The sequence below is a fragment of the Hydrogenophaga sp. GW823-FHT04C09 genome, from assembly GCF_058796355.1.
This window is the reverse complement of sequence record NZ_JBXAIO010000005.1, coordinates 1-25,546: the sequence shown is the minus strand read 5'-3', so window position 1 is coordinate 25,546 and position 25,546 is coordinate 1. Positions and strand designations below refer to the sequence as shown.

General features: G+C 70.0%; 28 protein-coding genes. 4 read left to right on the top strand and 24 right to left on the bottom strand.

Annotated elements, in window-relative coordinates; genetic code table 11:
* Positions 1-13 precede the first annotated feature (13 nt).
* Genes AC1Q9M_RS14950 through fba form a run of 4 tightly spaced genes read left to right on the top strand, consistent with a single transcriptional unit; the run spans position 14 to position 3,969 of the window.
* On the top strand, positions 14-682 hold the full coding sequence (locus AC1Q9M_RS14950) for an HAD-IA family hydrolase (protein ID WP_492434481.1): 669 nt from the start codon (positions 14-16) through the stop codon (positions 680-682).
* Positions 683-688: 6 nt separating this feature from the next.
* On the top strand, positions 689-1,705 hold the full coding sequence (gap, locus tag AC1Q9M_RS14945; protein ID WP_492434480.1) for a type I glyceraldehyde-3-phosphate dehydrogenase: 1,017 nt from the start codon (positions 689-691) through the stop codon (positions 1,703-1,705).
* On the top strand, positions 1,702-2,895 hold the full coding sequence (locus tag AC1Q9M_RS14940; RefSeq protein WP_492434479.1) for a phosphoglycerate kinase: 1,194 nt from the start codon (positions 1,702-1,704) through the stop codon (positions 2,893-2,895). The genes gap and AC1Q9M_RS14940 overlap by 4 nt, the downstream gene beginning before the upstream one ends.
* Before the next feature lie 36 nt (positions 2,896-2,931).
* Positions 2,932-3,969, top strand: a complete 1,038-nt coding sequence (gene fba, locus AC1Q9M_RS14935) for a class II fructose-bisphosphate aldolase (RefSeq protein WP_444591910.1) — start codon at positions 2,932-2,934, stop codon at positions 3,967-3,969.
* Here the strand turns inward: fba and AC1Q9M_RS14930 are convergent.
* The 24 genes from AC1Q9M_RS14930 to AC1Q9M_RS14815 all read right to left on the bottom strand — a co-directional run.
* Positions 3,960-5,300 carry a sensor histidine kinase gene (locus AC1Q9M_RS14930; protein WP_492434478.1) on the bottom strand — a complete coding sequence of 447 codons (1,341 nt, stop codon included), beginning with the start codon at positions 5,298-5,300 and terminating at the stop codon, positions 3,960-3,962. The genes fba and AC1Q9M_RS14930 overlap by 10 nt on opposite strands.
* Complete coding sequence (locus tag AC1Q9M_RS14925) at positions 5,301-6,758, bottom strand: nickel-dependent hydrogenase large subunit (protein WP_492434477.1); 1,458 nt, start codon at positions 6,756-6,758, stop codon at positions 5,301-5,303. It lies immediately after the preceding gene.
* Positions 6,755-7,756, bottom strand: a complete 1,002-nt coding sequence (locus AC1Q9M_RS14920; RefSeq protein ID WP_382322566.1) for an NADH-quinone oxidoreductase subunit B family protein — start codon at positions 7,754-7,756, stop codon at positions 6,755-6,757. Before AC1Q9M_RS14920 ends, AC1Q9M_RS14925 begins: the two co-directional genes overlap by 4 nt.
* Before the next feature lies 1 nt (position 7,757).
* Positions 7,758-9,212: a sigma-54-dependent transcriptional regulator gene (locus tag AC1Q9M_RS14915; RefSeq protein WP_492434476.1), complete on the bottom strand. Its 1,455-nt coding sequence runs from the start codon at positions 9,210-9,212 to the stop codon at positions 7,758-7,760.
* Positions 9,209-10,945, bottom strand: coding sequence for an enoyl-CoA hydratase-related protein (locus tag AC1Q9M_RS14910; protein ID WP_492434475.1), 1,737 nt, complete (start codon positions 10,943-10,945; stop codon positions 9,209-9,211). Before AC1Q9M_RS14910 ends, AC1Q9M_RS14915 begins: the two co-directional genes overlap by 4 nt.
* Positions 10,946-10,949: 4 nt before the next feature.
* The gene (gene hypE / locus AC1Q9M_RS14905; protein ID WP_492434474.1) at positions 10,950-12,008 is read right to left on the bottom strand and encodes a hydrogenase expression/formation protein HypE; all 1,059 of its coding nucleotides are present in this window, start codon (positions 12,006-12,008) and stop codon (positions 10,950-10,952) included.
* 1 nt (position 12,009) lies between these two features.
* Complete coding sequence (hypD, locus tag AC1Q9M_RS14900) at positions 12,010-13,266, bottom strand: hydrogenase formation protein HypD (RefSeq protein ID WP_492434473.1); 1,257 nt, start codon at positions 13,264-13,266, stop codon at positions 12,010-12,012.
* Entirely contained in the window at positions 13,263-13,499 is a 237-nt protein-coding gene (locus AC1Q9M_RS14895) for a HypC/HybG/HupF family hydrogenase formation chaperone (RefSeq protein ID WP_492434472.1), read from the bottom strand. Before AC1Q9M_RS14895 ends, hypD begins: the two co-directional genes overlap by 4 nt.
* Positions 13,490-14,665 carry a Kae1-like domain-containing protein gene (locus AC1Q9M_RS14890; protein WP_492434471.1) on the bottom strand — a complete coding sequence of 392 codons (1,176 nt, stop codon included), beginning with the start codon at positions 14,663-14,665 and terminating at the stop codon, positions 13,490-13,492. The genes AC1Q9M_RS14895 and AC1Q9M_RS14890 overlap by 10 nt, the downstream gene beginning before the upstream one ends.
* Complete coding sequence (hypB, locus tag AC1Q9M_RS14885; RefSeq protein WP_492434470.1) at positions 14,662-15,531, bottom strand: hydrogenase nickel incorporation protein HypB; 870 nt, start codon at positions 15,529-15,531, stop codon at positions 14,662-14,664. The genes AC1Q9M_RS14890 and hypB overlap by 4 nt, the downstream gene beginning before the upstream one ends.
* A gap of 26 nt (positions 15,532-15,557) precedes the next feature.
* On the bottom strand, positions 15,558-15,905 hold the full coding sequence (locus tag AC1Q9M_RS14880) for a hydrogenase maturation nickel metallochaperone HypA/HybF (RefSeq protein WP_492434469.1): 348 nt from the start codon (positions 15,903-15,905) through the stop codon (positions 15,558-15,560).
* On the bottom strand, positions 15,898-17,037 hold the full coding sequence (locus tag AC1Q9M_RS14875; RefSeq protein WP_492434468.1) for a hypothetical protein: 1,140 nt from the start codon (positions 17,035-17,037) through the stop codon (positions 15,898-15,900). Before AC1Q9M_RS14875 ends, AC1Q9M_RS14880 begins: the two co-directional genes overlap by 8 nt.
* The gene (gene hybE, locus AC1Q9M_RS14870) at positions 17,034-17,483 is read right to left on the bottom strand and encodes a [NiFe]-hydrogenase assembly chaperone HybE (protein ID WP_492434467.1); all 450 of its coding nucleotides are present in this window, start codon (positions 17,481-17,483) and stop codon (positions 17,034-17,036) included. The genes AC1Q9M_RS14875 and hybE overlap by 4 nt, the downstream gene beginning before the upstream one ends.
* Positions 17,484-17,491: 8 nt before the next feature.
* Complete coding sequence (locus AC1Q9M_RS14865; protein WP_382322555.1) at positions 17,492-17,719, bottom strand: rubredoxin; 228 nt, start codon at positions 17,717-17,719, stop codon at positions 17,492-17,494.
* Positions 17,716-18,594 (bottom strand): hydrogenase expression/formation protein, encoded by an 879-nt coding sequence (locus tag AC1Q9M_RS14860; RefSeq protein ID WP_492434466.1) that lies wholly within the window; start codon positions 18,592-18,594, stop codon positions 17,716-17,718. The genes AC1Q9M_RS14865 and AC1Q9M_RS14860 overlap by 4 nt, the downstream gene beginning before the upstream one ends.
* A gap of 15 nt (positions 18,595-18,609) precedes the next feature.
* Positions 18,610-19,113, bottom strand: coding sequence for a hydrogenase (locus AC1Q9M_RS14855; RefSeq protein ID WP_492434465.1), 504 nt, complete (start codon positions 19,111-19,113; stop codon positions 18,610-18,612).
* 25 nt (positions 19,114-19,138) lie between these two features.
* Positions 19,139-19,441 (bottom strand): HypC/HybG/HupF family hydrogenase formation chaperone, encoded by a 303-nt coding sequence (locus tag AC1Q9M_RS14850; protein WP_492434464.1) that lies wholly within the window; start codon positions 19,439-19,441, stop codon positions 19,139-19,141.
* Between the two features lies 1 nt (position 19,442).
* Entirely contained in the window at positions 19,443-20,111 is a 669-nt protein-coding gene (locus AC1Q9M_RS14845; RefSeq protein ID WP_492434463.1) for a HyaD/HybD family hydrogenase maturation endopeptidase, read from the bottom strand.
* 20 nt (positions 20,112-20,131) lie between these two features.
* Positions 20,132-20,467, bottom strand: a complete 336-nt coding sequence (locus AC1Q9M_RS14840) for a HigA family addiction module antitoxin (protein ID WP_382322550.1) — start codon at positions 20,465-20,467, stop codon at positions 20,132-20,134.
* A 2-nt stretch (positions 20,468-20,469) separates the two neighbouring features.
* Entirely contained in the window at positions 20,470-21,195 is a 726-nt protein-coding gene (gene cybH, locus AC1Q9M_RS14835) for a Ni/Fe-hydrogenase, b-type cytochrome subunit (RefSeq protein WP_492434462.1), read from the bottom strand.
* 31 nt (positions 21,196-21,226) lie between these two features.
* Positions 21,227-21,838, bottom strand: coding sequence for a HupE/UreJ family protein (locus AC1Q9M_RS14830; protein WP_492434461.1), 612 nt, complete (start codon positions 21,836-21,838; stop codon positions 21,227-21,229).
* A gap of 29 nt (positions 21,839-21,867) precedes the next feature.
* On the bottom strand, positions 21,868-23,727 hold the full coding sequence (locus AC1Q9M_RS14825) for a nickel-dependent hydrogenase large subunit (RefSeq protein WP_492434460.1): 1,860 nt from the start codon (positions 23,725-23,727) through the stop codon (positions 21,868-21,870).
* Positions 23,728-23,759: 32 nt separating this feature from the next.
* Positions 23,760-24,842 (bottom strand): hydrogenase small subunit, encoded by a 1,083-nt coding sequence (locus tag AC1Q9M_RS14820; protein ID WP_291111419.1) that lies wholly within the window; start codon positions 24,840-24,842, stop codon positions 23,760-23,762.
* A 466-nt stretch (positions 24,843-25,308) separates the two neighbouring features.
* The coding region (locus AC1Q9M_RS14815) for a hypothetical protein (protein ID WP_492434459.1) at positions 25,309-25,546 on the bottom strand (238 nt) is incomplete at its 5' end.

Genomic DNA, 25,546 nt, shown 5'->3' with positions numbered 1-25,546 from the left:
CGGAGGTTTCACCATGAGCGCCATCGACCTGGCGATGTTCGACCTCGACGGCACGCTGGTTGCCACCGCCGGCGAGATCGGCGACGCCGTCAACGACACCCTGGTGCGCTTCGACCTGCCCGCCGTCTCGCCGGTGCAGGTGGAGCGCTGGATCGGCCACGGCACGCGCGAGCTGTTGATCCAGGCCCTGGCCTCGGCGGGCAAGACCGGGGTGGACGTGGTGCGCGCCAGCAGCGCCCTGCCGCTGATCGCCGCCGAGTTCGACCGCCACTACCAGCGCCGCTGCGGCACGCGCAGCCAGCTCTACCCCCAGGTGCGCGAAACCCTCACCGCCCTGCGCGAACGCGGCGTGAAACTCGCCGTGGTCACCAACAAGGAAAGCCGCTACACCGCCACCGTGATGGACGCGCACCGCCTCGCGCCCCTGTTTCACCGTGTGATCAGCGGCGACACCCTGCCCACCAAAAAGCCCGATCCGGCCGGCATCCACAGCTGCCTGGCGTTGTTCCAGGTGCCGCCCGAGCGCGCGCTCTTCGTGGGCGATTCGTCCATCGACGTGGCCACCGCGCGCAACGCCGGTGTGCGCGTCTGGGCCCTGCCCTATGGCTACAACATGGGCGAGCCCATCACCGCCTGCGCGCCCGACCGCGTGATTCCCGACCTCTCCGCCCTGCTGAACTGAACCCCCATGACACAGAAAACTCCCCTCCGCCTCGGCATCAACGGCTTCGGCCGCATCGGCCGCAACGTGTTGCGCAGCGCCATCCAGAACTTCAGCGACATTGAAGTGGTGGCGATCAACGACCTGCTCGAGCCCGACTACCTGGCCTACATGCTGCAGTACGACAGCGTGCACGGCCGCTTCAAGGGCACGGTCTCGGTCGAAGGCAACACGCTGATCGTCAACGGCAAGAAGATCCGCCTGACGCAGGAGCGCGATCCCGCCAACCTCAAGTGGAACGAAGTCGGTGCCGACGTGGTGATCGAATCCACCGGTCTGTTCCTGGACAAGGTCACGGCCCAGAAGCACCTGGACGCGGGCGCGAAGAAGGTCATCCTCTCGGCCCCCTCCAAGGACGACACCCCGATGTTCGTCTTCGGCGTGAACGACAAGACCTACAAGGGCGAGGCCATCATCTCCAACGCCTCGTGCACCACCAACTGCCTGGCGCCCATTGCCAAGGTGCTCAACGACAAGTGGGGCATCAAGCGCGGCCTGATGACCACGGTGCACGCGGCCACGGCCACGCAGAAGACTGTGGACGGCCCGAGCAACAAGGACTGGCGCGGTGGTCGCGGCATCCTGGAGAACATCATCCCCAGCAGCACGGGCGCGGCCAAGGCCGTGGGCGTGGTGATTCCCGAGCTCAACAAGAAGCTCACGGGCATGAGCTTCCGGGTGCCGACCTCCGATGTGTCGGTGGTGGACCTGACGGTGGAGCTGAACAAGGACGCGACGTTTGATGAGATCTGCGCGGAGATGAAGGCGCAGAGCGAAGGCGCCTTGAAGGGCGTGCTGGGCTACACGACGGACAAGGTGGTGGCCACCGACTTCCGGGGCGACACGCGCACCTCGATCTTCGACGCGGACGCCGGCATCGCGCTGGACAAGACCTTCATCAAGGTCGTGAGCTGGTACGACAACGAATGGGGTTACTCCAACAAGTGCCTGGAGATGGCGCGCGTCGTGGGCGGTTTCGCATGAGCGCGCTGCGTTTCGGCGACGTGTGCGCGAGCGGCTTCGCGCGCGGCAAGCGCGTGTTCATCCGCGCCGATCTGAACGTGCCGCAGGACGACGCGGGCCGCATCACCGAAGACACGCGCATCCGCGCGAGCCTGCCGGCCATCCAGATGGCGCTGGACGCCGGCGCGGCCGTGATGGTCACCAGCCACCTGGGCCGCCCCACCGAAGGCGCCTTCAAGCCCGAGGACTCGCTGGCCCCCGTGGCCGCGCGCCTGGGCGAGCTGCTGGACCGCCCGGTGCGCCTGGTCGCCAACTGGATCGACGGCGACTTCTCGGTCGCCCCCGGCGAAGTCGTGCTGCTGGAGAACTGCCGCCTCAACGTGGGCGAGAAGAAGAACAGCCCCGAACTGGCGAAGAAGCTCGGCGCCCTGTGCGACATCTTCGTGCACGACGCCTTCGGCACCGCCCACCGCGCCGAAGGCACGACCTACGGCATCGCCGAGACCGCGCCCATCGCCTCGGCCGGCCCGCTGCTGGCCGCCGAGATGGATGCGATTGCCAAGGCGCTCGCGGCCCCGAAGCGCCCGCTGGTGGCCATCGTGGCCGGCAGCAAGGTCAGCACCAAGCTGACCATCCTCAAGAGCCTGGCCAACAACGTGGACAACCTGATCGTGGGTGGCGGCATCGCCAACACCTTCATGCTGGCGGCCGGCCTGAAGATCGGCAAGAGCCTGGCCGAGGCCGACCTGGTGAACGAGGCCAAGGCGGTGATCGAGGCCATGAAGGCGCGCGGCGCCGAGGTGCCGATCCCCACCGACGTGGTCACGGCCAAGGCCTTCGCGGCGGACGCGGTGGCCACGGTGAAGAAGGCCACGGACGTGGCGGACGACGACCTGATCCTGGACATCGGCCCCGAGACGGCCCAGAAGCTGGCGGCGCAGCTGATGCAGGCCGGCACCATCGTGTGGAACGGCCCGGTGGGCGTGTTCGAGTTCGCGGCCTTCGAGGGCGGCACCAAGACGATTGCGGACGCCATTGCGAAGAGCAGCGCGTTCAGCATCGCCGGTGGTGGCGACACGCTGGCCGCCATCGCCAAGTACGGCATCGAGAAGGACGTGGGCTACATCTCCACCGGCGGTGGCGCCTTCCTCGAGGTGCTCGAAGGCAAGACCCTGCCGGCCTTCGAGATCCTCGAACGCCGCGCGGCCTGACTTTTTTTCCTTTTCACTTCATCCAGGAGCTTTCCCATGGCGCTTGTTTCCCTTCGCCAGGTGCTGGACCACGCGGCCGAACACGGCTACGGCGTGCCCGCCTTCAACGTCAACAACCTCGAACAGATCCTGGCCATCATGGAGGCCGCGCAGGAGACCGACAGCCCGGTGATCCTGCAGGCCTCGGCCGGCGCGCGCAAGTACGCGGGCGAGGCCTACCTGCGCCACATGGTGCTGGCGGCGGTGGAAGCCCACCCGGACCTGCCCGTGGTGCTGCACCAGGACCACGGCGCCACGCCGGCCGTGTGCATGCAGTCCATCCGATCGGGCTTCACCAGCGTGATGATGGACGGCTCGCTGCGCGAGGACGGCAAGACGCCCGCCACCTACGACTACAACCTCGCGGTCACGCGCCGCGTCTGCGAGCTCGCGCACGCCGTCGGTGTGTCGGTGGAAGGTGAACTCGGCTGTCTCGGTTCGCTCGAAACCGGCGAAGCCGGCGAAGAAGACGGCGTGGGCGCGGCCGGCAAGCTCACGCACGACATGATGCTCACCGACCCCGAGCAGGCCGAAGACTTCGTGCGCCGCACCGGCGTGGACGCCTTGGCCATCGCCATCGGCACCAGCCACGGCGCCTACAAGTTCACGCGCCAGCCCACCGGCGACATCCTGGCCATCGACCGCATCGCCGCCATCCACGCCCGCGTGCCCAACACCCACCTGGTGATGCACGGCAGCTCCAGCGTGCCGCAGGAGTGGCTGGCCATCATCCGCGAGCACGGCGGCGACATCAAGGAAACCTACGGCGTGCCGGTGGAAGAGATCCGGCGCGGCATCCAGAACGGCGTGCGAAAGGTCAACATCGACACCGACATCCGCCTGGCCATGACCGGTGCCATGCGCCAGACCTTCGCCAAAGAGCGCAGCGAGTTCGACCCGCGCAAGGCGCTGCTGGCGGCGAAGAAGGCCGCGCGCGGCGTGTGCCGCGAGCGCTTCGAGGCCTTCGGCAGCGCAGGGCAGGCCGGCAAGATGAAACCGGTGCCGCTGGACGCGATGGCCGAGGCCTATGCCTGAGGGAGTTCCAGCACGAACTCCGCGCCGCCGCCCTCGACGTTGCGCGCGCTCAGCCGCCCACCGTGCTGCTCCACGATGCCGTAGCTGATCGACAGGCCCAGGCCCGTGCCCTTGCCTACCGGCTTGGTGGTGAAGAAGGGGTCGAAGATGCGCAGCAGGTGCTCGGGCGGGATGCCCGGGCCGTTGTCGCGCAGCGCCACGCGCACGGTGCCATCCGCGCGCTCCAGCGACACCACGATGCGCGGCGCCTCGCGCTGGCCCACGGCGTCGAAGCCGTTCTGCAGCAGGTTCATCATCACCTGCTGCAGCTGGCCCGCGCTGCCCATCACGGTGCAGGTCTCGCCGGCCTGCCACTGCACTTCCACCGGCGCCGAGCGGCCCTTCTGCACCCAGTGGATCGCGCGCTCGATCACCTCCACCAGGTTCACCGGCTTGCGCTCTTCCGAGTCCATGGCCGAGAAGCGCTTGAGCCCATGCACGATGTCGGCCGTGCGCTGCGCGCCTTCCAGCGTGCCCTCGATCAGCGAAGGCAGGTCCGCCAGCAGGTGCTCGATGCGCAGCTTGCGCCGCATCTCGTCCAGCACCGCCTCGGGCTCGTGCGCATGCATCGCGGCCAGGTAGGTGCGCAGCCGTTCGCTGTACTTGCTGAGCGCGTGCACGTTGCCGAGCACGAAGCTGATCGGGTTGTTGAGCTCGTGCGCCACGCCCGCCACCAGCTGGCCCAGCGAGGCCATCTTCTCCGAGTGCAGCAGCTGCTGCTGCGTGCGCTTGAGGGCCTCGTGCGCGGCGCGCATCTCGTGGTACGCGCGCTTGAGTTCGGCCGTGGGCCGGCCCACCCACACCGTGCCCACGCGCCGGCCCTTGTCGCCGATGCGTGGCGTGCAGTTCGCGTCCACCGACACGGCCTGGCCCTGGCGGTCCAGCAGGTTGAGCTCGATCGCCTCGCCCGCGCGCGGCGCGTCGGCCTTCTCCATGGCCGCGCGCGCCAGCTCCCGGCTCGCTTCGTCGGCCAGCAAGGCGTACAGCGGCGTGCCGCTGAGCTGTTCCTCGGGGCGGCCGGTCAGTTCGCACAGCGCCGCGTTGGCCTGCTCGATCACCCCGTTCGCGTCGCACACCACCAGCACGTCCGACATCGAGGTCAGCACGCTGAAGATGAACTGCTGCGACTGCTCCAGCTCGGTGTTCTTCTTCTCCAGCTCCACCTCGTCGTCGATCAGGCGGGTGTAGACCTCGTCCATCTTCTGGATCACGTCCATCCAGGTGGACTCGTCCACGCCCTCCATCGGCACGGTGGGCAAGGGACTCTTGGCGCGCGCTTTTTTCGTGGCCATCTAGTGCACCGTGCAGACCATGCAGGGGTCGAAGGAGCGCACGATGTGCTGCACGGCCACCGGCGTCTTCTCGCCCTCGCGCACCGGCGCGTTCACCAGCGCCTGCTCCAGCGCGCCGGGCGTGCCGGCGGCGTCGCGCGGCGAAAAATTCCAGCTCGTGGGCGCGACGATCTGGTAGTTGGCGATGCGCCCGCGCCGCACCACGACCCAGTGGCCCAGGCTGCCGCGCGCCGCTTCCGACAGGCCCATGCCGCTGCCCTCGTCGGGCAGGTCCGAGGGCACGCAGAACGGCTCGGTGGGCCGCAGCGCGCCCAGCCAGTCCTCCATCAGCGGCACCACGCGCGCGAGTTCGAGCGCGCGCGCCAGCACGCGGGTGTAGACGTTGCCGCCGTGCCGCGCCACGGCGTCGCGCACCAGCGGGTGGCCGGCCGCGAGCTGGCGCGCGATCGCGCCGGTCTCCACCACCTCGCCGGCCAGGCGCGGCGCCTTGTTCCAGGTGTAGCCGCGCGCCTTGTCGGGGTCGGGTTTCGTCTGCCCCACCAGCGGGTGCAGCGGGCCGGCGCCGTCGGCCAGCCAGGCGTGCGTGGCGTCCTCGGTGATGGCCGCCGCGTCCACCGCGTCGAGCCGCCCGGTGTCGGCCCGCCACACGCCACCGGGCAGGGCGAAGCCGCCCTCGGGCTGGGCGTAGGCGCCGTAGCTCAGGTAACGGCCCGGGCCGGGGCCCAGGGTCTGCAGTTGCAGGTCGCGCACCAGCGTGAGGAAAAAGCGCAGGTCGCCGCCCAGCGGGTCCCGCGCGTGCCAGTCCCACAGCGCGTCTTCGGTGGCGATGGCGGTCACGGCCTCCAGCGGCGTGGCGAACAGCTGGCGCTCCAGGAAGGCGCGGAACTCGCGCACGCGCGAGAGCAGGCGCACGCGTTCGGCCGCGTCGATCGGCCGCGTGGAGCCGCCCGGCTCGATGGACTGCGTGTGCGGCCACTTGCCACCCAGCGTGCCCAGCAGCGTGAGCCAGCGCTGCCGCGCGGCGGTGGCCGCGCGCACCTGCTCGCCATGGTTCGGCGCGAAGCGGCGCACCGCCTCGGCGTGCCAGGCGTGGGCCGCGTACACCGGGCGCGTGAAGTCCGGCATGAAGAACAGGTAGAAGTGCGTGAGGTGGTCGGCCAGGTTCTCGGTCGCCAGGATCACGTTGCTCGCGTGCTGGCCGTTGGCCGGCATGGTGATGCCGCCGAGCGCGGCCAGCGCGCGCGCCGAGGCGACCGACTGCGACACCGAGCAGATGCCGCAGATGCGTGGCACGTACACCAGCGCGTCGTGCGGCGCCTTGCCCTGCAGGATCTGCTCGAAACCCCGGTACATGGTGGCGTTGACCTGGGCCGAGGCCACACGGTCGCCCTGCACGTCGAGCTGGACTTCGAGATCACCCTCGACGCGGTTGAAAGGACCGACCAGAAGACGGCTCATTTGAGGCGGGTCTTCCGGATGGCCGGCGTCACCACCAGGTGGTCGGCCACGGCGTTGTGCTTCACGCGCTTGGGCGTGGCGCTCTTGGAGAGCGAGGCCAGCGCGACGAACCAGGCCTTGGGCATGTCGGTGGGCAGGCCGATGGGGATGCCGGCGAGTTTGGGCGTTTCGTGGAAGGGGTGGCCCGGCTCCTGGAAGCCGGGCTCGGTGCAGGCGATGCAGGCATAACCCCCGCGCGTGCACGAGCCTTCGCCGTTCCACAGCCGCGTGTTGCAGTCGGCGTGCACCTGCGTGCCCTTGCAGCCCATGTGCTCCATCATGCAGCCCAGGTCCGACGGCTTTTCCGCGCTGGCCTTGAACTCGTAGTACTCGTTGCGCGTGCAGCCGTGGTGCACCAGCTGGTCGGCGTAGAAGCGCGGGCGGTTCAGCGGGTCGAGCTCGCCGGCGCCGAAGCCGTCGGCGGCCAGCGCCATCAGCGTGTCGATCACCCAGCTCGGGTGCGTGGGGCAGCCCGCGATGTTGATCACCGGCAGGCCGCTGGCCGAGCGGAAGGCTGCGCCCAGCAGGCCGCCGGCTTCGTCGTCCTCGTACTGCAGGCCGCAGGCGTCGGTGGGGTTGTCGCCGCCCGCCGTGATGCCGCCCCAGGCCGCGCAACTGCCCACGGCCAGCACGTGCTTGGCGCGCGCGCTCAGGCGTTTCACCCATTCGATCATCGGCAGCTGCGTGCCGGCCAGCATGTGGAAGCGGCCGGTGCCGTTGGGCCCGCGCAGCAGCGAGCCTTCCACGCACAGCGCATCGAGCCGCGTGCGGCCATCGAGCACCGCGTCCAGCAGGTCCAGCAGCTCGTCGCCGCTTTCCATCGAGAGCGAGGGGTGCCACAGCAGGTTCACACCCGCGTCGCGCAGGTGGCCCTGGAAGTCGGTGGTGTCGGCGCACAGCAGCGACATGCTGCAGCCACCACACCCACCGGATTGCAACCACAGGACGTTCAGTGCCATGTCATTTCTCCAATCCCAGGCGCTGCATCTTGCCGCGCAGGCCCACGCGCGAGAGGCCCAGCTCCTGCGCCACGCGGGTCTTGTTCCAGCGGTGCCGCTGCAGCGTCTCGCGCAGCACCATGGCTTCGATCACGTCCAGCCGCTCGGCCAGGGTGCCGCTGGTGGGCAGCGCGGCCTGCAGGTCGTCACCGCCATTGCCATGGCCCTGCAGCACGCGCCCCGAAAACGCGGCGGCGTCAAGCGCGCTGCCGTCCTGCAGCGCGAGCGCGCGCGCGATCTCGTTGCGAAGCTCGCGGATGTTGCCGGGCCAGGGGTAGGCCAGCAGGCAGGCCAGCGTCGCGTCGGGCAGGGTGGCGCCGGGGTGGCCGAGTTCGCGCGCCACGTCCTGCAGCAGCTGACGGGCGATGGGCGCGATGTCGGCCGCGCGCTCGCGCAGCGGCGGCACGGTGATGCTCACGCCCGCGAGGCGGTAGTACAGGTCTTCGCGGAACAGGCCTTCGCGCACGCGCTGCTCCAGGTCGCGGTGGGTGGCGGCGATCACGCGCACGTCCACCGGCACCGGGCGCGCGCCGCCCACGGGCCGCACCTCGCCTTCCTGCAGCACGCGCAGCAGCTTCACCTGGAAGGCCGGCGAGGTCTCGCCGATCTCGTCGAGGAACACCGTGCCCCCGTGCGCGCGCTGGAACAGGCCGGGGTGGTCTTCGTAGGCGCCGGTGAAGGCGCCGCGCTTGTGGCCGAACAGCTCGGACTCCAGCAGCGTGTCGGGAATGGCGGCGCAGTTCTCCACCACGAAGGGGCCGGTCAGGCGCGGCGAGGCGTAGTGGATCGCGCGCGCCAGCAGCTCCTTGCCGGTGCCCGATTCGCCGAGCACCAGCACCGAGAGGTCGTAGCGCGCCACGCGCTGCGCCATCGCGCACACGCCGTCCAGCGGGCTGCCGGGGGCGCGCACCAGGCGGTCGAAACCGAAGCTGGCGCGCGCGCGGTCGATCTGCGTGGCGGTGCGCTGGCGCAGCACGCCGGTGCTGGTGCGCAGCTCCAGGTCGAGCCGGCTGGTCTGGCGCTGCAGGGCCTGCGCCTCGACCGCGTTGCGCACCGAGTCCAGCAGGTGGTCGGGCGCCCAGGGCTTGAGGATGTACTGGTAGATGCCGGCCTCGTTGATGCCGGCGATGATGTCTTCGCTGTCGGTGTAGCCCGAGATCACCATGCGCACCGCATCGGGCCAGCGCTCGCGCACTTCCTTGAGGAAGCTCACGCCCGTCATGCCGGGCATGCGCTGGTCGCACAGGATCACGCTCACCGGCTGGCGTTCGAGCAGGCCGCGCGCCTCCTCGGCGCTGCTGGCGGTGAACACGGTGAAGTCCTCGTCCAGCGTGCGGCGCATCGCGTCCTGCGAGCGCACCTCGTCGTCCACCACCAGCACGGTGGGCAGCACGTCGGCGGGGAAGGGCGCGTTCATCGGTGCACGGCCAGATGCCGGGGCGTCCACGCGTGCGGCAGCTTGTGCACGAAATGGTGGCGCGCCACGTGGTAGCTGGGGTCGAAGCCGTAGAAGTTGCGGTGCATGCGCGCGAGTTCCTGTTCGCGGTGGTGGGCCAGCGGGCGGCGCGCTTCGTCGCGCTCGCGGGTGGCCTGTTTGGCCGCCAGCCTCTGCGGCAGATTGTAGGAGGCCGCGAGCGCCAGCGCGCGCTGCAGGCAGCGGTCCTCGAAGCCCTCGCGGCCGGCCTCGTCGCAATGGTCGATCAGCGTCAGGTGCCAGGCGTCGAGCGCGCGCAGCGGCGTGCGCTGGCGCATGAGCGCCTGCGCGCCGGCCTCGCCCAGGCGGCGTGGCAGCAGGTAGGTCCAGTACTCCGAGCCATACAGGTTGCCCATGTTCTTGTAGTGCGGGTTGAGCACCACGCCCTCGTGCGCCCAGACCTCGTCGGCCGCGAGCGCGAGGAAGGCGCCGCCCGCGCCCGCGTTGCCGCGCAGCAGGCTCACCGTGAGGCGGTCGGTGGTCTCGATCACCGCCAGGGCCAGGTCGTTCATGGCCTGGATGTTGCGCCACGAGGCGTCGGCCGCGCTGTCGCCGCTGCGGTGGGCGGCGGCCTCGATGGCGTTGAGGTCGATGCCGTTGCTGAAGAAGTCCTCGCCGCCCATGAGCAGCAGCACGTTCACCGGCCGCTCGCGCACCGCCTGCCAGGCCGCGCGCAGGCGCTCGCAGCGAGCGGTGGACATGGCGCCGTTGTGGAAGTCGAAATGCAGGCAGCCCACGCGCGCGCCCTCGGGGCCGTGCTCGGTGTAGCGCAGCTCGCCCCACTCGTCCTCGGGCCGCTGCAGCGGCGCGGGCAGCGTGGGCAGGGCGGCGGCCTCGGCGGCGAAGGCCTGTGCCGCCGCCTGCTTGAAACCGGCGGCTTCGCCCACGCGGCGCACATGGCCGATCCACACGCCGCCGTCGCGCGTGCGGCGAAGCAGCGCGCCGTCGCGCTGGGCCAGCAGCTCACCCGGTGCCGCGTGCGCGAAACCCGCCATTGCCGCGCCGGACGCCGCGTGGCCGTCCATCAGGTGGCAGGCCTGGCCCCAGAGCGCGTCGAGCACGCCGGGCTGGCCGTCGGCGCAGCGCAGGCGCGCGAGCACCTCCGCCGTGGTGTGCTGCGCCCAGTGAATGGCGCGGTCGGCCTGGCGCATCGCGGGGCGCCATGACGCGGGCGGCGGTGGGTCGCCCGAGCGCTCGCCGTTTTGAAAGCGCTGCACGGCGGCCAGGGTGGCGGCGAGCGCGGCCTGCGTGACCTCGCGCCGGTACAGGCTGCCCTTGGCCGCCTGGCGCAAGGGAAAGGCCGCGTGCGCCCACACCGGGCCCGCGTCGAACTCGGCGTTGGCCTGCAGCACGGTCACGCCCCAGTCGCGCTCGCCGCGCAGCACCGCCCAGTCCAGCGCGTTCGGCCCCTGGTCGCCCGGCGGGCCGGGGTGCACCACCAGGCAAGGCAGTGCCTGCCACACGCTGGCCGGGATGCGGCGCTTCAGGAACGGCGCGATCAGCAGCTCGGGCTGGAACAGGGCCACCGCCTCTTCGGTCACGCGGTCGTTGATGTCCAGCTCCACGCTCACCCGGTGGCCGCGCGCGCGCAGCTCGGCGAACAGCCGCTGCGTGAGGCTGTTGAAGCTGTGGCACAGCAGCAGGATGCGCAGGCCAGCAGGGGCCGGGGCGTTCATGGCATCAGCAGATCCGCGGCAACTGCTCGCCACTCAACCAATCGACGACGCGCCGACCGCCGAAGCGCGTGGCCATCTGCACGAAGTGGTGCGGGTCGGCCGTCACCTCGCCGATGCGCGCGGCATCCGTGCCCAGCGGGTGGGCGCGCATGGCCGCGAGCACGGCCTCGGCCGCCTCGGGCGCGCACACCGCGACCAGCTTGCCTTCGTTGGCCACGTAGAGCGGGTCCAGCCCGAGCAGCTCGCAGGCCGCGTCCACCTGCGGCCGCACGGGGATGGCGGCTTCCTGCAGCAGCATGCCCACGCCGGACTGGCGCGCGATCTCGTTGAGCGTGGTGGCCAGGCCGCCGCGCGTGGGGTCGCGCAGCACGCGCACGGTGCCCGGCGCGGCCGCGAGCATGGTCGCCACCAGCGTGTGCAAAGCGGCGGTGTCGCTTTCGATGGTGGTCTCGAAGGCCAGCGACTCGCGCTGCGAGAGCACGGCCACGCCATGGTCGCCGATGGTGCCGGAGAGCAGCAGCACGTCGCCCGCACGCGCGTTGCGCCCGCTGATGTCCACGCCCGGCGGCAGCACGCCGATGCCGGTGGTGCTGATGAACACGCCGTCGCCCTTGCCTTTTTCCACCACCTTGGTGTCGCCGGTGACGATGGGCACGCCGGCCTCCCGCGCGGCCTGTGCCATGGAGCGCACCACGCGCTGCAGCTCGATCAGCGGGAAGCCTTCTTCCAGGATGAAGCTCGCGCTCAGCCACAGCGGCGTGGCGCCGGACATGGCCACGTCGTTGACGGTGCCGTGCACCGAGAGGCAGCCCACGTCGCCGCCGGGGAAGAACAGCGGCGAGACCACGTGGCCGTCGGTGGCGACCACCAGCCGGCCCTGGCCGGGGTTCAGCGCGGGCAGGGGCAGCACCGCGCCGTCGTCGCCCTGGCGCAGCCAGGGGTTGTCGAAGGCGGCGAGGAACAGCTCCTCGATCAGCTGCGCGGCGGCCTTGCCGCCCGCGCCGTGGCCCATGTCGATGCGACCGTGTTTGATGTCCAGTGGTCGCGTGTAGTCTTTTTTCATGTCAGCTTTCCAAAGCCTCCGGAGCGCCATCCAGAGGCACCGAGGAACCGGCTTTGCCGGGCCTCGGGTGCCGTCCCCCTCCCGCCGAAGGCGAGAGAGGGGGAAGCCGCGAAGCGGCGCAGGGGGTGACCGCCTGTACATCTCTGAAGCGGCCGTAGGCGTAGTGCGCCGCGCAGGCGCCTTCGCTGGACACCATGCACGAGCCCACCGGGTTCTCGGGTGTGCACACGGTGCCGAAGATCTTGCAATCGGTCGGCTTCTTCACGCCGCGCAGGATCGCGCCGCACTCGCAGGCCTTGTTGTCGGCCACCGGGCGGTAGGTCAGCGCGAAGCGGCGCTCGGCGTCGAATTCGGCATACGCCTCGCGGATCTTCAGCGCGCTGTAGGGCACCTCGCCCAGGCCGCGCCACTCGAAGCTGGGCCGCAGCTCGAACACCTCGGACACGAGCGCCTGCGCCTTGAGGTTGCCTTCGCTGGTGACGGCGCGCTTGAACTGGTTTTCCACGTGGGCGCGGCCTTCGTTGACCTGGCGCACCAGCATCAGGATGGCCTGCATCACGTCCAGCGGCTCGAAGCCGGCGATCACCACCGGCTTGCGGTATTCCTCGGCGAAGTGCTCGTAGGGGCCGGCACCGATCACGATGCTCACGTGCGCCGGGCCCACGAAACCGTCGATGGGCACGGTGCCGTACTCGCGCACCTCGGGCGATTCCAGGATGTGCGTGATGGCCGACGGCGTGAGCACGTGGCAGCACAGCACGCTGAAGTTGGTGAGGCCTTCGCGCTGCGCGAGCTGGATGGTGAGCGCGGTCGGCGGCGTGGTGGTCTCGAAGCCGATGGCGAAGAAGACCACCTCGCGCTGCGGGTTCTGGCGCGCCAGCGCCAAGGCATCGGCGGCCGAGTACACCATGCGGACGTCGCCACCGCGCGCCTTGGCGCGGATCAAGGAAAGGCTTTCCGACGCCGGCACGCGCATGGTGTCGCCGTAGGTGCAGACGATGGCGCCCTGCGCGAGCGCCAGGCCGATCGCCTGGTCGATGCGGCCGATGGGCAGCACGCAGACCGGGCAGCCCGGGCCGTGCACCATCTTCACGTTGGGCGGCAGCAGCTCCATCACGCCGTAGCGCGAGATCGCGTGCGTGTGGCCGCCGCAGAACTCCATGAAGCTGTAGGTTCGGTCGGGGTGGGCTTCGGCGGCGATGCGCGCGCCCAGCTGCTTGGCAATCTCACCGTCGCGGAACTCGTCGATGTACTTCACGGCTGGACCTCCGCATTCATGGCCGCCATTTCGGCGAACAGCGCCAGCGTGCGCTCCGCCTCGTCGGGGTCGATGGTGCCGATGGCGTGGCCCACGTGCACGATCACGTAGTCGCCCACCTTCACATCGGCCACCAGGGCAACGGAGATCTCCTTGCGGATGCCGCCGAGATCGACCACCGCCTGGTCGTTGGGCCGCAGCTCCACCAGCCGCGCGGGGATGGCTAGGCACATGGTTCGGTTTCCTTTTCGTGGGGCGTTGTCTGAACGGAAGCGGGGGATTCGAGCTGGCGCGCGGCCGCCCAGGCCTGGCCCAGGGCCAGCCCGGCGTCGCCGCAGCCGTGCGGGCCGGGCAGGTGCACGCCGAGGCCGGCGCCGCGCAGGCGCTCGGTCACGCGCTCGCGCAGCAGGCGGTTGAAGAAGCAGCCGCCGCCCAGGCACACGGTGGTGCTGCCGTGGTCGTGCGCGGCGCGCGTGGCCCAGTGCGCCAGCGCATCGGCCAGCGCGAGGTGAAAACCCGCCGCCGCCTCGTCCACGCGGTCGGTGCGCACGTCGAGCAGCGCGGCGAACAGGCCGCGCAGGTCGAGCCGGCGCTGGCCGTCGGGCAGGGCGTCGGTGAGCAGGTCCACCAGCGAGGCGGGCAGGGGTGGCTGCGCCGGGTGCAAGGCGAGCCAGCGCGCGGCGGCGGCTTCGAGCGCGATGGCGGCCTCGGCCTCCTCGGTCTGGCGCACGCTCAAGCCCAGCGCGGCGGCGGCGGCGTCGAACCAGCGCCCGGCGCTGCTGGTGGGCGGGCAGTTCAGCCCGCGCGCCAGCATCTGCTGCACGCCGCTGGCCGTGGCCTGGCCGACCACGGGGGCGAAGCGCGGCACGGTCTCCGCGCCCCGGCCCAGCGCGCGCAGGGCGCTGGCGGCCATGCGCCAGGGCTCGCGCGCGGCGCGGTCGCCGCCGGGCAGGGCCAGCGGGTGCAGGTGGCCCAGGCGCTGGCAATCCGCGCCGTCCACGAGCAGCAGTTCGCCGCCCCAGGCGGCACCGTCGTCGCCCAGGCCCACGCCGTCGAGCGCGAGGCCGATCACCGGGCCTTCGATGCCGTGTTCGGCCACCACGGCCGCGATGTGCGCGTGGTGGTGCTGCACACCGACGGCGGGCACGCCCAGCGATTCGGCGAGGTCCATCGCCAGGCGGCTGCTGAAGAAGTCCGGGTGCAGGTCGTGCGCCACCGCGGCCACCGGGCCGTGCTGCTGCAGCAGCGCGCGGGCCGAGGCTTCGAGCGCGGCGCAGGCGGCGGGGTCGCTCAGGTCGCCGTGCACCGCCGTCCAGTGGGCCCGGCCCTGCGCGTCGAGCAGGCACGCGGCGTTCTTCAGCCAGGCGCCGCAGGCGAGCACGGGGGTGGTGGCCATCATGCGTGGGCGTGGTGATCGTGGTCGTGGTGCATCTGGTGGTCCAGCCAGTGCAGCCAGGCGTCCATGCCGTCGCCGGTGGTGGCGCTGAGCTGGATCACCTCGATGCCGGGGTTCACGCGCCGCGCCAGTTCGATGCAACGCGCCACGTCGAAGCGCACGTGGGGCAGCAGGTCGGTCTTGTTGAGCACCATCAGCGAGGCGGCGGCGAACATGTCGGGGTACTTCAGCGGCTTGTCCTCGCCCTCGGTCACCGAGAGGATGGCCACCTTCGCGGCCTCGCCCAGGTCCCACACGGCGGGGCACACCAGGTTGCCCACGTTCTCGATGAACAGCAGGCTGTGTTCGTCGTGGTGGTGATGGTGGTGATCGTGGTCATGGTGATCACCGTGGTGCGAGTGCAGCCGCGCGAAGGCCTCGGCCACCATGGGCGCGTCGAGGTGGCAGCCCTTGCCGGTGTTGACCTGGATCGCGGGCGCGCCGGTGGCGCGGATGCGGTCGGCGTCGAAGCTGGTCTGCTGGTCGCCTTCGATCACCGCGACGTGCAGGCCGGGCGCGCGCGCCTTGAGCGCCTCGATGGTGGCGCACAGCAGCGTGGTCTTGCCCGAGCCCGGGCTGGAGACCAGGTTGAGCGCGGTCACGCCGTGCGCGTGGAAGTGCGCGCGGTTGTGCGCGGCCACGCGGTTGTTGGCGCCGAGGATGTCGGTCTCCAGCTTGATGGCGCGCGCCTGGCTCATGCCGGGCACCGAGACGCGCGCGGCACCGGCACCGAAGTGCAGGTCGCCATTCGCGGGGTTCACCTGCAGCGCGGCCGGCGCGGCCACGGCGGCGCCCTCGACATGGTCACTGCATCCACATACGACACACATGGTCGGTCTCCTGTTTTCGTGGGGGTTCAATCATCGGCCACCTGCATGTCGAGCACACGCAATTCGGTGCCGGTGCTCGGCTGCAAATGGAAACTGCCGCAGGCCGGGCAGGCGTCGCCGCGCTGGGCCAGGGCCACGGTCTGCGAACAGCCCAGGCACCAGGCCTGGCCCGGGGGTTCTTCGATCTCGATCGACGCGCCTTCGAGCAGCGTGCCGGGGGCCAGGGCTTCGAGCGCGAAGCGCAGCGCGCGCACGTCCACGCCCGCGAGCTGGCCGGCCTCGAGCCGCAGCGCGAGCAGGCGCTGGAAGCCTTCGCGCGCGGCCGTGTCCTCCACCAGCTGGAGCACGCCGCCGGCGAGGCTGGCCTCATGCATGGTCCACCTCCGGGGCGCGCGCGAGGTGTTCGATGGCGAAAGGCACGCAGGGGTCGAAGGCGGCCACCAGCAGGTTCACACGCCGCGCGATCGCGCAGTCGGGCAGCTCGGGGTCGAGCCGCGCCAGGCGCTGCGCCACCTCGCCTTGCGGGTGGAAGTTCCATTCGGTCGGCGCGACCACGCGGCAGGCCAGCACGCGCTGCGCCTCGGGGTCCACCTCGACCTGGTGCACCAGCAGGCCGCGCGCCATCTCCACCCAGGCCAGGCCGCGCCGGGGGCCGGTGGCCACGGCGCCCCAGTCCAGGCAGGCGTCGCCGCCGTCGATCGCGAGGCGCACCAGCTCGGCGATGCGGGTGCCCAGCAGCGCCCAGGGCGTGAGCGGCACGCCGTCGGCCACGGCACCGAGGCGGCTCCAGGGGCCGGTGTGGGCGCAGGCGCCGTGCCACCGCGGGCGCAGCGCGAAGGCGGGTTTGTGCGCGAGCGTGGCGCCCAGCATGCACAGGCTGGGCGGGTGGGCGTGCGGGCGCAGCGCGGTCTCGTGCGTGAGCGGGGCGAAGGCGTCGGCGCTGTGGGCGCGGCGCAGCAGCAGGGGCAGCCACTGTTCGTGGCGCTGGGCCCAGGTGTCGAGCCAGTCGGTGCCGCCGGCCTGCCAGGCCGCGAGCCAGTCGCTCGCGGGCATGCGCAGCAGCGCGTGCTGCAGCCAGTGGCGCAGCGCGGGCCAGGGGGCGGGGTCGTCCTGCGCGGGCCAGGGGCAGCCGCGCAGCGCGGCGGCGGCCTGGGCCGCGGTGGGCGCGTCACCCGGTGCGAGCAGGCGCGGCCAGTCCAGGCCGATGCGGCGGAGGTGCTCGGCCGCGGTCTCGCGGCGCAGGCGCTCGGCCACGGCCTGGGGCGGCGGCAGCAGGCCGGGCGCGGCCGCGCCGATGGCGAGCTGGCAACACAGGCGGTGCGCGTGGCTGCAGAGGTTGAACAGGCTGGCCATGAGCCCGGGCAGGCGCGCCGGCGGCACGCCGTGGCCCATGCGCGCGGCCCAGTCCTGGCGCGTGCTCTGCAGGCTGTGCGGCGGCGGCGCGCCTGGCGTGAAGCGCAGGGCGCCCGCCAGGTGGGCCAGACCGCCGGGGGCGACCAGGTTCATGCGCGGCCTCCCAGGAAGAAGGCGCGGCGCGAGGGCACGGGTGGGGGGGTGACCGGGGGCGCGGGCCGGGTGAGCGCCAGCGCTTCGCGCGCGGTCTCGCGCGCCAGGGCCTGCGTGGCGAACTCGCCCATGGGCGAGAACAGCGCGCAGGTCTCGTGGTAACCGATGGCGGGGTCGTGCGCGCCGATGAAGTCGAAGCGCTCGCTGCCGAAATCGCGCACGAAGCTGCGGCCCACCTGGCCGCCGTGCGGCAGCGGCTGCGCGGGCAGGCGCACCAGGCTCATGAACCAGGGCGTGATCAGCACGCCCTCGGCCACGGGGTCTTCGTCACCGGTCCTCGCCCACTCGAAGCCCACCGCTTCCACGCACAGCGCGGCATTGAGCAGCGGAACGCCCTGCATGCGCTCGGCCTGCACATGCCGGTAGAAGTCTTCGAGGGCTTGCACGCGGTTCATCATGGCAACAACAAAAACTGATCGGGCTCGCAATCACAGTTCGGGCAGCGCCAATGCGACGGCAGGTCGGCGAAGGGCGTGCCGGCGGGGATCTGCCACTGCGGGTCGCCCACGGCGGGGTCGTAGACCCACCAGCAGATCTTGCACTCCAGGCGCGAGCCGGCTTGCAGCACCTCGCGGTTGCCGAGGTAGGAGCCCTCGAAGCCCTCGAAGTGCTCGCCGCTCATACCGCCTCCAGCCAGGCCATCACTTCGCGCAGGCGCTCGTGCGAATCGCGCAGGTCTTCGGGCGCGGCCATCGCCACCTCGGGCATGTCCACCACCTCCACCGTGTTGAGGATCACCTTGTCCATGGAGTTGTAGTACACCACGCGCCAGCAGTTCGGCAGCCGCGTGTTGGAGATGCGGCAGTTGCCGTACCCGCGCGAGAGCATGAGCACGCGGCCGGTGCCGAGCTGGTGGTCCAGGAAGCCGATGTCTTCGGGCGTGACGGGCAGCAGCGTGAGGTTGACCACGTGCGAGACCTGGCCGGGCTGCCAGCGCGCCACCTGGTCGCGGATCTCGTCCACCAGCAGCGGTGCGTTCTGCACATTCGGCGGCAGCAGGCCGTTCCACTGCGGCGGGCTGGCCCACACGTCTTCGGCGGCGGTGGCGGCGAACAGCGAGGGCACCGGGCCGACTTCGATCGCGTCGTCCACCAGCTCGGCGTCGCGGCCTTCCTCGTGGCGCCAGGTCATGAGGCGCCAGACGCCGGCGAACACCGACTCCTGCACGCGCACTTCGAGGTTGCCCGCGCCCAGCTGCACGATGGCGCTGGCCTCGCCCTCGCCCAGCACCTGGTTGATGATGCGGAAGTCGCGCGGCGAGAGCTGGCGCAGCGGCACCAGGCCCGGGGCACCGCCCTCGGCCCCCTGTTCCAGCAAGGCCAGCACCTGCTGCAGCGCGGCGCGCGCCTGGTCCAGCCCCACCAGTTCCTCGGGCTCGGGCAGCACCGGCGGGCGGTAGGTGCTCATGTCCTTGGGCAGGGGCAGGTAGTCGAGCGACTCGTCTTCGGGTTGCGTGCCAGGGCCCAGGGCCACGAGCGGAATGGGAAAGTCTTTCATGGGGTGTCCTTGGGTTCAGTGGCAGCCGCCGGCGTCGCTGGAAGAAGAAGCCGCCGTCTTGCTCACGACGGGAATGCCGATGGTGGGCGGGCGCGAAGGCGGCATGCGCAGCGCGGCGTCCACGCCTTGCAGGTAGACGTCCCAGTCCTGCATGCCGGCGATGGCGGTGACGTATTGCCCGCTGCGGAAGAACAGCAGCGAAGGCCAGCGCTGCGAGCCGTAGCGGCGCGCCACCGCGTCTTCGCTCTCGCGCGGCACGGCGGCCACCGCGAAGCGGCCGGCAAACACCTTCATGAGCTCGGGCAGCACGGCGGCCACGTCCTGGCCTTCGGGGAAGCGCACGGCGTCGCCGGCCAGCAGCAGCACGCGGTCGCCGGGCTGGGCGGCCCAGTCGGCCACGCTGGTCTCGTCGACGAGGGCGGCGCCGAACTCGCGCACCAGGCGCATCACCAGCGGCGCGGCGGGGTCGGTGCTGGGCGGGGTGACGGCCAGCGGGCGGAAAGCGGTCTCGGTGGTCATGACAAAGTCTCCTGAAGAAGGGAATTCAACCGTGGGCGAGCTGGCGCAATTGCTCGGCGCTCATGCGCGAAGGCAGCTCGAAGCCGGCCTCGCCGTCGGCGCCCTGACCCTGCATGGCGCCCAGCACCAGGTTCAGCGCGGCGTTCACTTCGCTGGCGCGCTCGGCGTCGATGCGCTCGCGCGCGTCGCCCAGGAACACCAGCAGCCAGTCGCCCGGCGCCACCTCGCCCACCAGCGCGGTGGTCACGCGGCGGCGCTCGCCGCGCCCTTCGCACTGCGCGTGGCCGGGCTCGATGGCCCTCACCTGCATGGGCATGCCGATGCACATCTCAGGCCGTCTCTTTCGGGAAGAAGCGCTCGTCGCCATCGCGGCAGGCCGCTTGCGATGAAGGGCGCTGGGTTTCGTAGGCGGCGAGCGCGAGCTCGTCCATGGTCACGGTCTCGCGCCCGCTCAGCGGCTCGCGGCGCGGCACGGGCTCACCGCCCCAGCGCGCGACCTCGGCCACGGCCAGCGCCAGGGCTTCGTCCATCGCGGCCTTCACCACCGGGCGCAGGCTGCCGCCGTAGTCCTCCAGCTCCTGCGGCTGGCAGCCGATCAGCAGCACCTGCGCCGGGTACCGGCCGGTGAGCTGGGCGAGCGAGAGCACTTCCTGGAAACCGGTCTGGTGCAGGCTCATCTTCTTCGCGCCCAGGAAGCGCGGCACCTCGTCGTCGCGCACCAGCTTCAGCGTGCCGGGGGCCAGGCCGTAGTCGATCGCGTCGAAGATCAGCAGGCGGTCGGCCGCCTGCACGTGCTGGATGAGGTACAGGCCCTGCGTGCCGCCGTCCACCAGCGACACGTGGGGCGCGAACTGATGGCGCTGCTGCAGCGCCTCCACGCAGCGCACGCCGAAGCCTTCGTCGGCCCACAGCAGGTTGCCGATGCCCAGCACGCAGATGGAGGAAGGCGGGGTGTCACCGCTGGGGTGACAGGCGTTTTCAGGCGAGGTGAGGCTCATGGTGGGCAGGCTCACAAAAATCAGGTGGAAGAAAGAAGGGCGGCCGCGCGCAGGCGCTTCCAGGCGTGGAAGCTGTCCCAGGCGGCCTGCTGCGCGAGCCAGAAGCCCGCGTCCACGCGGAACACGCGCGCGCAGCGGATGGCGGTGTCGGGCGACATGGCGCGCTGGCCGTGCACCAGCTCGTGCAGCCGCCGGCGCGACAAGCCCAGGAGCCGCGCGGCCTCGCTCTGGTTGAGCGAGAGCGGGCGCAGGCAGGTGCGCGCCAGCAGCCGCCCCGGGTGCGTGGGCACGCGCAGCGGCACGCCCACCGGCGGCAGGGCCGGGGCGAGCTTGAAGGCAACCGCTGCGCGTTTCACGCTCATTCCTTGAAGGTTCTATGGCCGGAGATCATCGTGCTCACGATGCTCTGACGGCCCATGATGTCTTCGCGAATGGCCGCGTAGATGTGCAGCAGCACGAAGGTGACGATGCCCCACATGCCCAGGCGGTGCCAGGTGTGCACGTCCTGGCTCTGGCCCATGAGCGGGATCACCCAGCCGAACAGGTGGTCCTGCCACGAGCCGGCCTGCGAGCCCTCGCTGTACAGCGCGAAGCCGGTGACGATCATGAAGATCGACAGCATCAGGTAGAAACCGAACATCGCGAAGCGCGCCAGCGGGTTGTGGCCCACGTACTGGTTGGGCTTGGGGATCAGGAACAGGTACCAGCGCAGCATGTTGAACACCTCGCGCCAGTAGGCCTTCTGGAACATCGGCACCCAGAACAGCTCCTTGGCGTGGTGGTTGCCCACCAGCGCCCAGTAGGCGCGCGCCACCAGGCCCACGGCCATGATGTAGCCCGCCGCGAAGTGGGCAAAACGGATGTAGCCCATGAGGTAGTGCGCGCTGGCCTCGCCCGGCATGGTGGGCAGCGGCTGGCCGATGAAGTAGCCGGTGACGCACAGCACGGTGATCGACAGCGCGTTGATCCAGTGCCAGAGGCGCACCGGCACCTCGTACACATAGACCGAGCGGATCGTCTGGCCCTGCTGGAGTTCGAGCGCGTCCGCGTTGGCGTGCGGCGCCGTGGAGGATGGGGTGGACATGGTGACCTCCTTGAAAGAGGGTGCTGCCGCGTCAGGCCGCGAGCTGGCCGAAGAGGTACAGGCCGGCCGCGCTCAGCAGCGCGCCCAGGCCGCCCAGCGCCCAGCCGCTGCGCTCGGCGAGCCAGCGCCGGATGCCCAGGCCGATGCCCACGCCGCCCCCATGCAGCAGCGCGGTGGTGAACAGAAAGCCCACCGCGTAGCCCGCGAAACCGCTCTCGGGCGTTTCGGAGCCGTGTGCCAGGCCGTGCAGCGAGGCGGCGGCGGCGATCAGCCCCAGGCCGATGGCTGGCGACAGCGTGGCGCGGCGCGCGAGCAGCAGCATGCCGCCGAACAGCACCACCGAGAGCGACACGCCGTGTTCGAGGTAAGGCACCGTGAAACCGAGCATGCCCAGCGTGGCGCTGACGATGAGCGCCAGCAGGAAAGTGGCCGGGCCCTGCCAGGCCCTGGCCGCCGGCAGCGCCGAGACCGACCACACGCCCACGGCCACCATGGCCAGCAGGTGGTCGGGCCCGAAGGGGTGCACCAGGCCCTCGAACAGGCTGCTGGTGCCGTGGCCCGTGTGGGCCTGCGCGGCGCTGGCCGCGCCGGCCAGCAGGGTGGCGGCGATCAGGCCGCGCGCGGTGTTGCTCTTGAATGTCATGGGGGATCTCCTCGTTCTTGTGGGGGCGTTCAGCGAACCGTCACGCGGCTCATTTCCTGACCGTCTTCGCTCATCACGTGGGTCGAGCAGGCCAGGCAGGGGTCGAAACTGTGCAGCGTGCGCAGGATCTCCAGCGGCTGCTCGGGGTTGACCATGGGCGTGTTCATCAGCGAAGCCTCGAAGGCGCCGATCTGGCCCTTGTGGTCGCGCGGCGAGCCGTTCCAGGTGGTGGGCACCACGCACTGGTAGTTCTCGATCTTGCCGTCCTTGATGCGGATCCAGTGGCCCAGCATGCCGCGCGGCGCGGCCACCGTGCCCACGCCCTTGGCCTCCTTCGGCCAGGTGCTCGGGTCCCACTTCTCGATGTTGGCCGTGCTGGTGTCGCCGGCCTTGATGTTGCCGACCAGCTGCTTGAAGTCGTCCATCATCATCTCGGCGGCGTACTGGCTTTCCAGCGCGCGCGCCAGCGTGCGGCCGATGGTGGTGGGCAGCAGCTGCTTGGCGCTGTACTTGGTCTCGGGCATGCCCAGCGCCTTCGGAATGGCGCTGTTGATCGCCACCGCGGCCTCGTCCACCTGCTGCTTCACGCGCTGGCAGAACTTGTTGCCCTGCGTGGCGTGCGCATAGCTCAGGATGTAGCGCGAGAGCGGGCCCACCTCCACCGCGTGGCCGCGCCAGCGCGGCGACTTGATCCACGAGTACTTGGCCGACTCGTCGAGGTTCTCGATCTTGGTGCGCGTGCCCTTGAAGTTCGGGCCTTCGGGCGTGTAGTTGGCCTCGGTCACGCCGTCCCAGGGGTGCAGGCCCTGGGTTTCGTCGCCGTACTTGTACCAGCTGTGCGTCACGAACTCCTGCACCTGCTCGGGGTCGCGCGGGTCGATCTCGTGGATCTTGTTCCAGTCGCCGTTCAGGATCACGCCGCCGGGCAGCTGGTGCGTGCTGTGGTCGTAAGGCACCTTCTCATACGTGCCGTAGTCCGCCACGTTGGTGGCCGAGAGGCCGCCGCCGTACAACCAGCCGGCCTGCTTGTAGATGGTGCCGATGGCCAGCACGTCCGGGATGTAGACGTTGTTGTTGAAATCGATCATCTCCTGGATGCGGGCCTGCACGAAATTCAGCCGCTCCATGTTGATCGGGGCGCCAGCCGCGCCGTTGCCGTCGATGTTGATCGCGCAAGGCACGCCGCCCACCAGGTAGTTCGGGTGCGGGTTCTTGCCGCCGAAGATGGTGTGCACCTTCACCCATTCCTTCTGCAGGTCCAGCGCCTCCAGGTAGTGGGTGACGGCCATCAGGTTGGCCTCGGGCGGCAGCACATAGGCCTTGGAACCCCAGTAGCCGTTCGCGAAGGGGCCGAGCTGGCCGCTTTCCACGAACTTCTTCAGCCGGTTCTGCACGTCGCGGAAATACCCCGGCGACGACAGCGGGTGCGAGGGCGACACGATGTGCTGCAGATCGCTGGTCTTCTTCGGGTCCGCCTTCAGGCACGAGACCACGTCCACCCAGTCCAGCGCGTGCAGGTGGTAGAAGTGCACCGCGTGGTCGTGCACCTGCAGCGTCTTGGCCATCATCTCGCGGATGAGGTGGGCATTCAGCGGAATGCGGATGCCCAGCGCGTCCTCCACCGCGCGCACCGAGGCCAGCGCGTGGCAGCCGGTGCACACGCCGCAGATGCGTTCCACGAACGCCCAGGCGTCGCGCGGGTCGCGGCCCTTCAGGATCACTTCCAGCCCGCGCCACATGGTGCCGGTGGAGACCGCGTTGCGGATCACGTTGTTGCTGTCGAGGTTCACCTCGCAGCGCATGTGGCCTTCGATCCGCGTCACCGGGTCGACGACGATGCGCCGGCCCGTGTTGTCCATGCGGAAGCCTTGAGTTTCGTAAGCACCCATCTGGTGTTCCTCTTCGTTCTGGTTGTGGGGTGTCAGTGGCTGGCGGGTGCGTCGGTCTTGCGGGTGTCGCGGGCGCGCTTGGCCACCGAGATGGCGGCATGCGCCGCCACGGCCGCGCCCACCACGCCGGCGGCGGTGGCGCCGATCTGGTCGGCGTTGGCTTCGATGCCGAAGGCGTGGATGTCGGTCAGGCGGTCGTAGAACGAACCCTTGTCCCAGAAGCCGTCTTCCGAGCAGCCGATGCAGCCGTGGCCCGCCTTGATGGGGAAACTCGTGCCCTCGTTCCACTGCACGGTGGAGCAGGCGTTGTAGGTGGTGGGGCCCTTGCAGCCCACCTTGTAGAGGCAATAGCCCTTGCGCGCGGACTCGTCGTCCCACGCCTCCACGAACTGGCCCGCGTCGAAATGCGGGCGGCGGTAGCACTTGTCGTGGATGCGCTGGCTGTAGAACATCTTCGGGCGGCCCTGGCGGTCCAGCTCGGGCACGCGGTCGAAGGTGAGCATGTAGGTGATCACGCCCGTCATCACCTCGGGGATGGGCGGGCAGCCCGGCACCTTGATGATGGGCTTGTCGGTGATCACCTTGTGGATCGGCGTGGCCTGCGTCGGGTTCGGCTTGGCCGCCTGCACGCAACCCCAGGAAGCGCACGAACCCCAGGCGATGATGGCCTTGGCGTCCTTCGCCACGTGCTTGAGCTTTTCAACGAAAGGCTTGCCCGACTGGATGCAGAACATGCCGTCTTCGTTCAGCGGCGGGTTGCCTTCCACGGCCAGGATGTACTGGCCCTTGTACTTCGTCATGATCTCTTCGAGGATCGCCTCGGCCTGGTGGCCGGCGGCGGCCATCAGCGTGTCGTCGTAGTCCAGCGAGATCATGGAGAGCACCACGTCCTTGGCCAGCGGGTGGGCGCTGCGGATGAACGATTCGGTGCAGCAGGTGCATTCCAGCCCGTGCAGCCACAGCACCGGTGTGCGCGGCTTGTTTTCCATGGCGTGCGCGATCTGCGGCACAAAGGAAGGCGCCAACCCCAGCGAGGTGGCCGTGAGCGAGCAGTATTTGAGAAAGCTGCGGCGCGAAATGCCTTTGCGGCGCATGACCTCGTAGAAGGTTTCCATGACGGGTTGTCTCCGGTGCTTTGTTGGGGGCGGGGGGCGACACGCTGATTTGCAAGTCGTGCGCCAGCCCGCTCCATGTCCGGGAATACCCTGGGGAGCGCGGTTAAGTGGTTGTTTTCAAAGGGAGGAAATGGACGCGGTGATTAGCCTGGAAAGGAATCGATCACGGTAATGGAAGCGATCCTTCCGTTGAGGCCATCAATGTGGAATGTGATGTTCCGCATGATTGGCGATGCGCCCCCAAGTCGCCGCACTCCACCTACTTGCGGTCAAAGACTTCCTAAGGGTCACGGAGCGACGACTATTTGCGATGCCAAGTTCATCGAACCTAAGAGCGCGGAATTGGGCTTTACAACCGGCTACTGTTATGCCGACTAGATTAACTAAGTCGGCTCAAGGCATACATTCACAAGAGAGGCGCGTTGCCGACGCTTAACCTGAATCAAGTAGTCGTTAAACCAATGCCTCAGGTTTTTTTGGTGTCGTTTTGTGACTTGTTGAGTCTGGTCATTCCATCCAACACTCGACGCCTAGCATCTTCGTGATCCACAAAAGACTTGACTTTGCTTGCAGGAACCAAAGTCAGTGCCACGGTCCAGAGCTGCCACAGCGTGAGCGAAACGAGTACGCTGTTGAATTCCGCCGATCTCTGACCCGAGATTTCCATCGAATACTGACCCACCGCTTTGTGAGCAAAGCAGCTC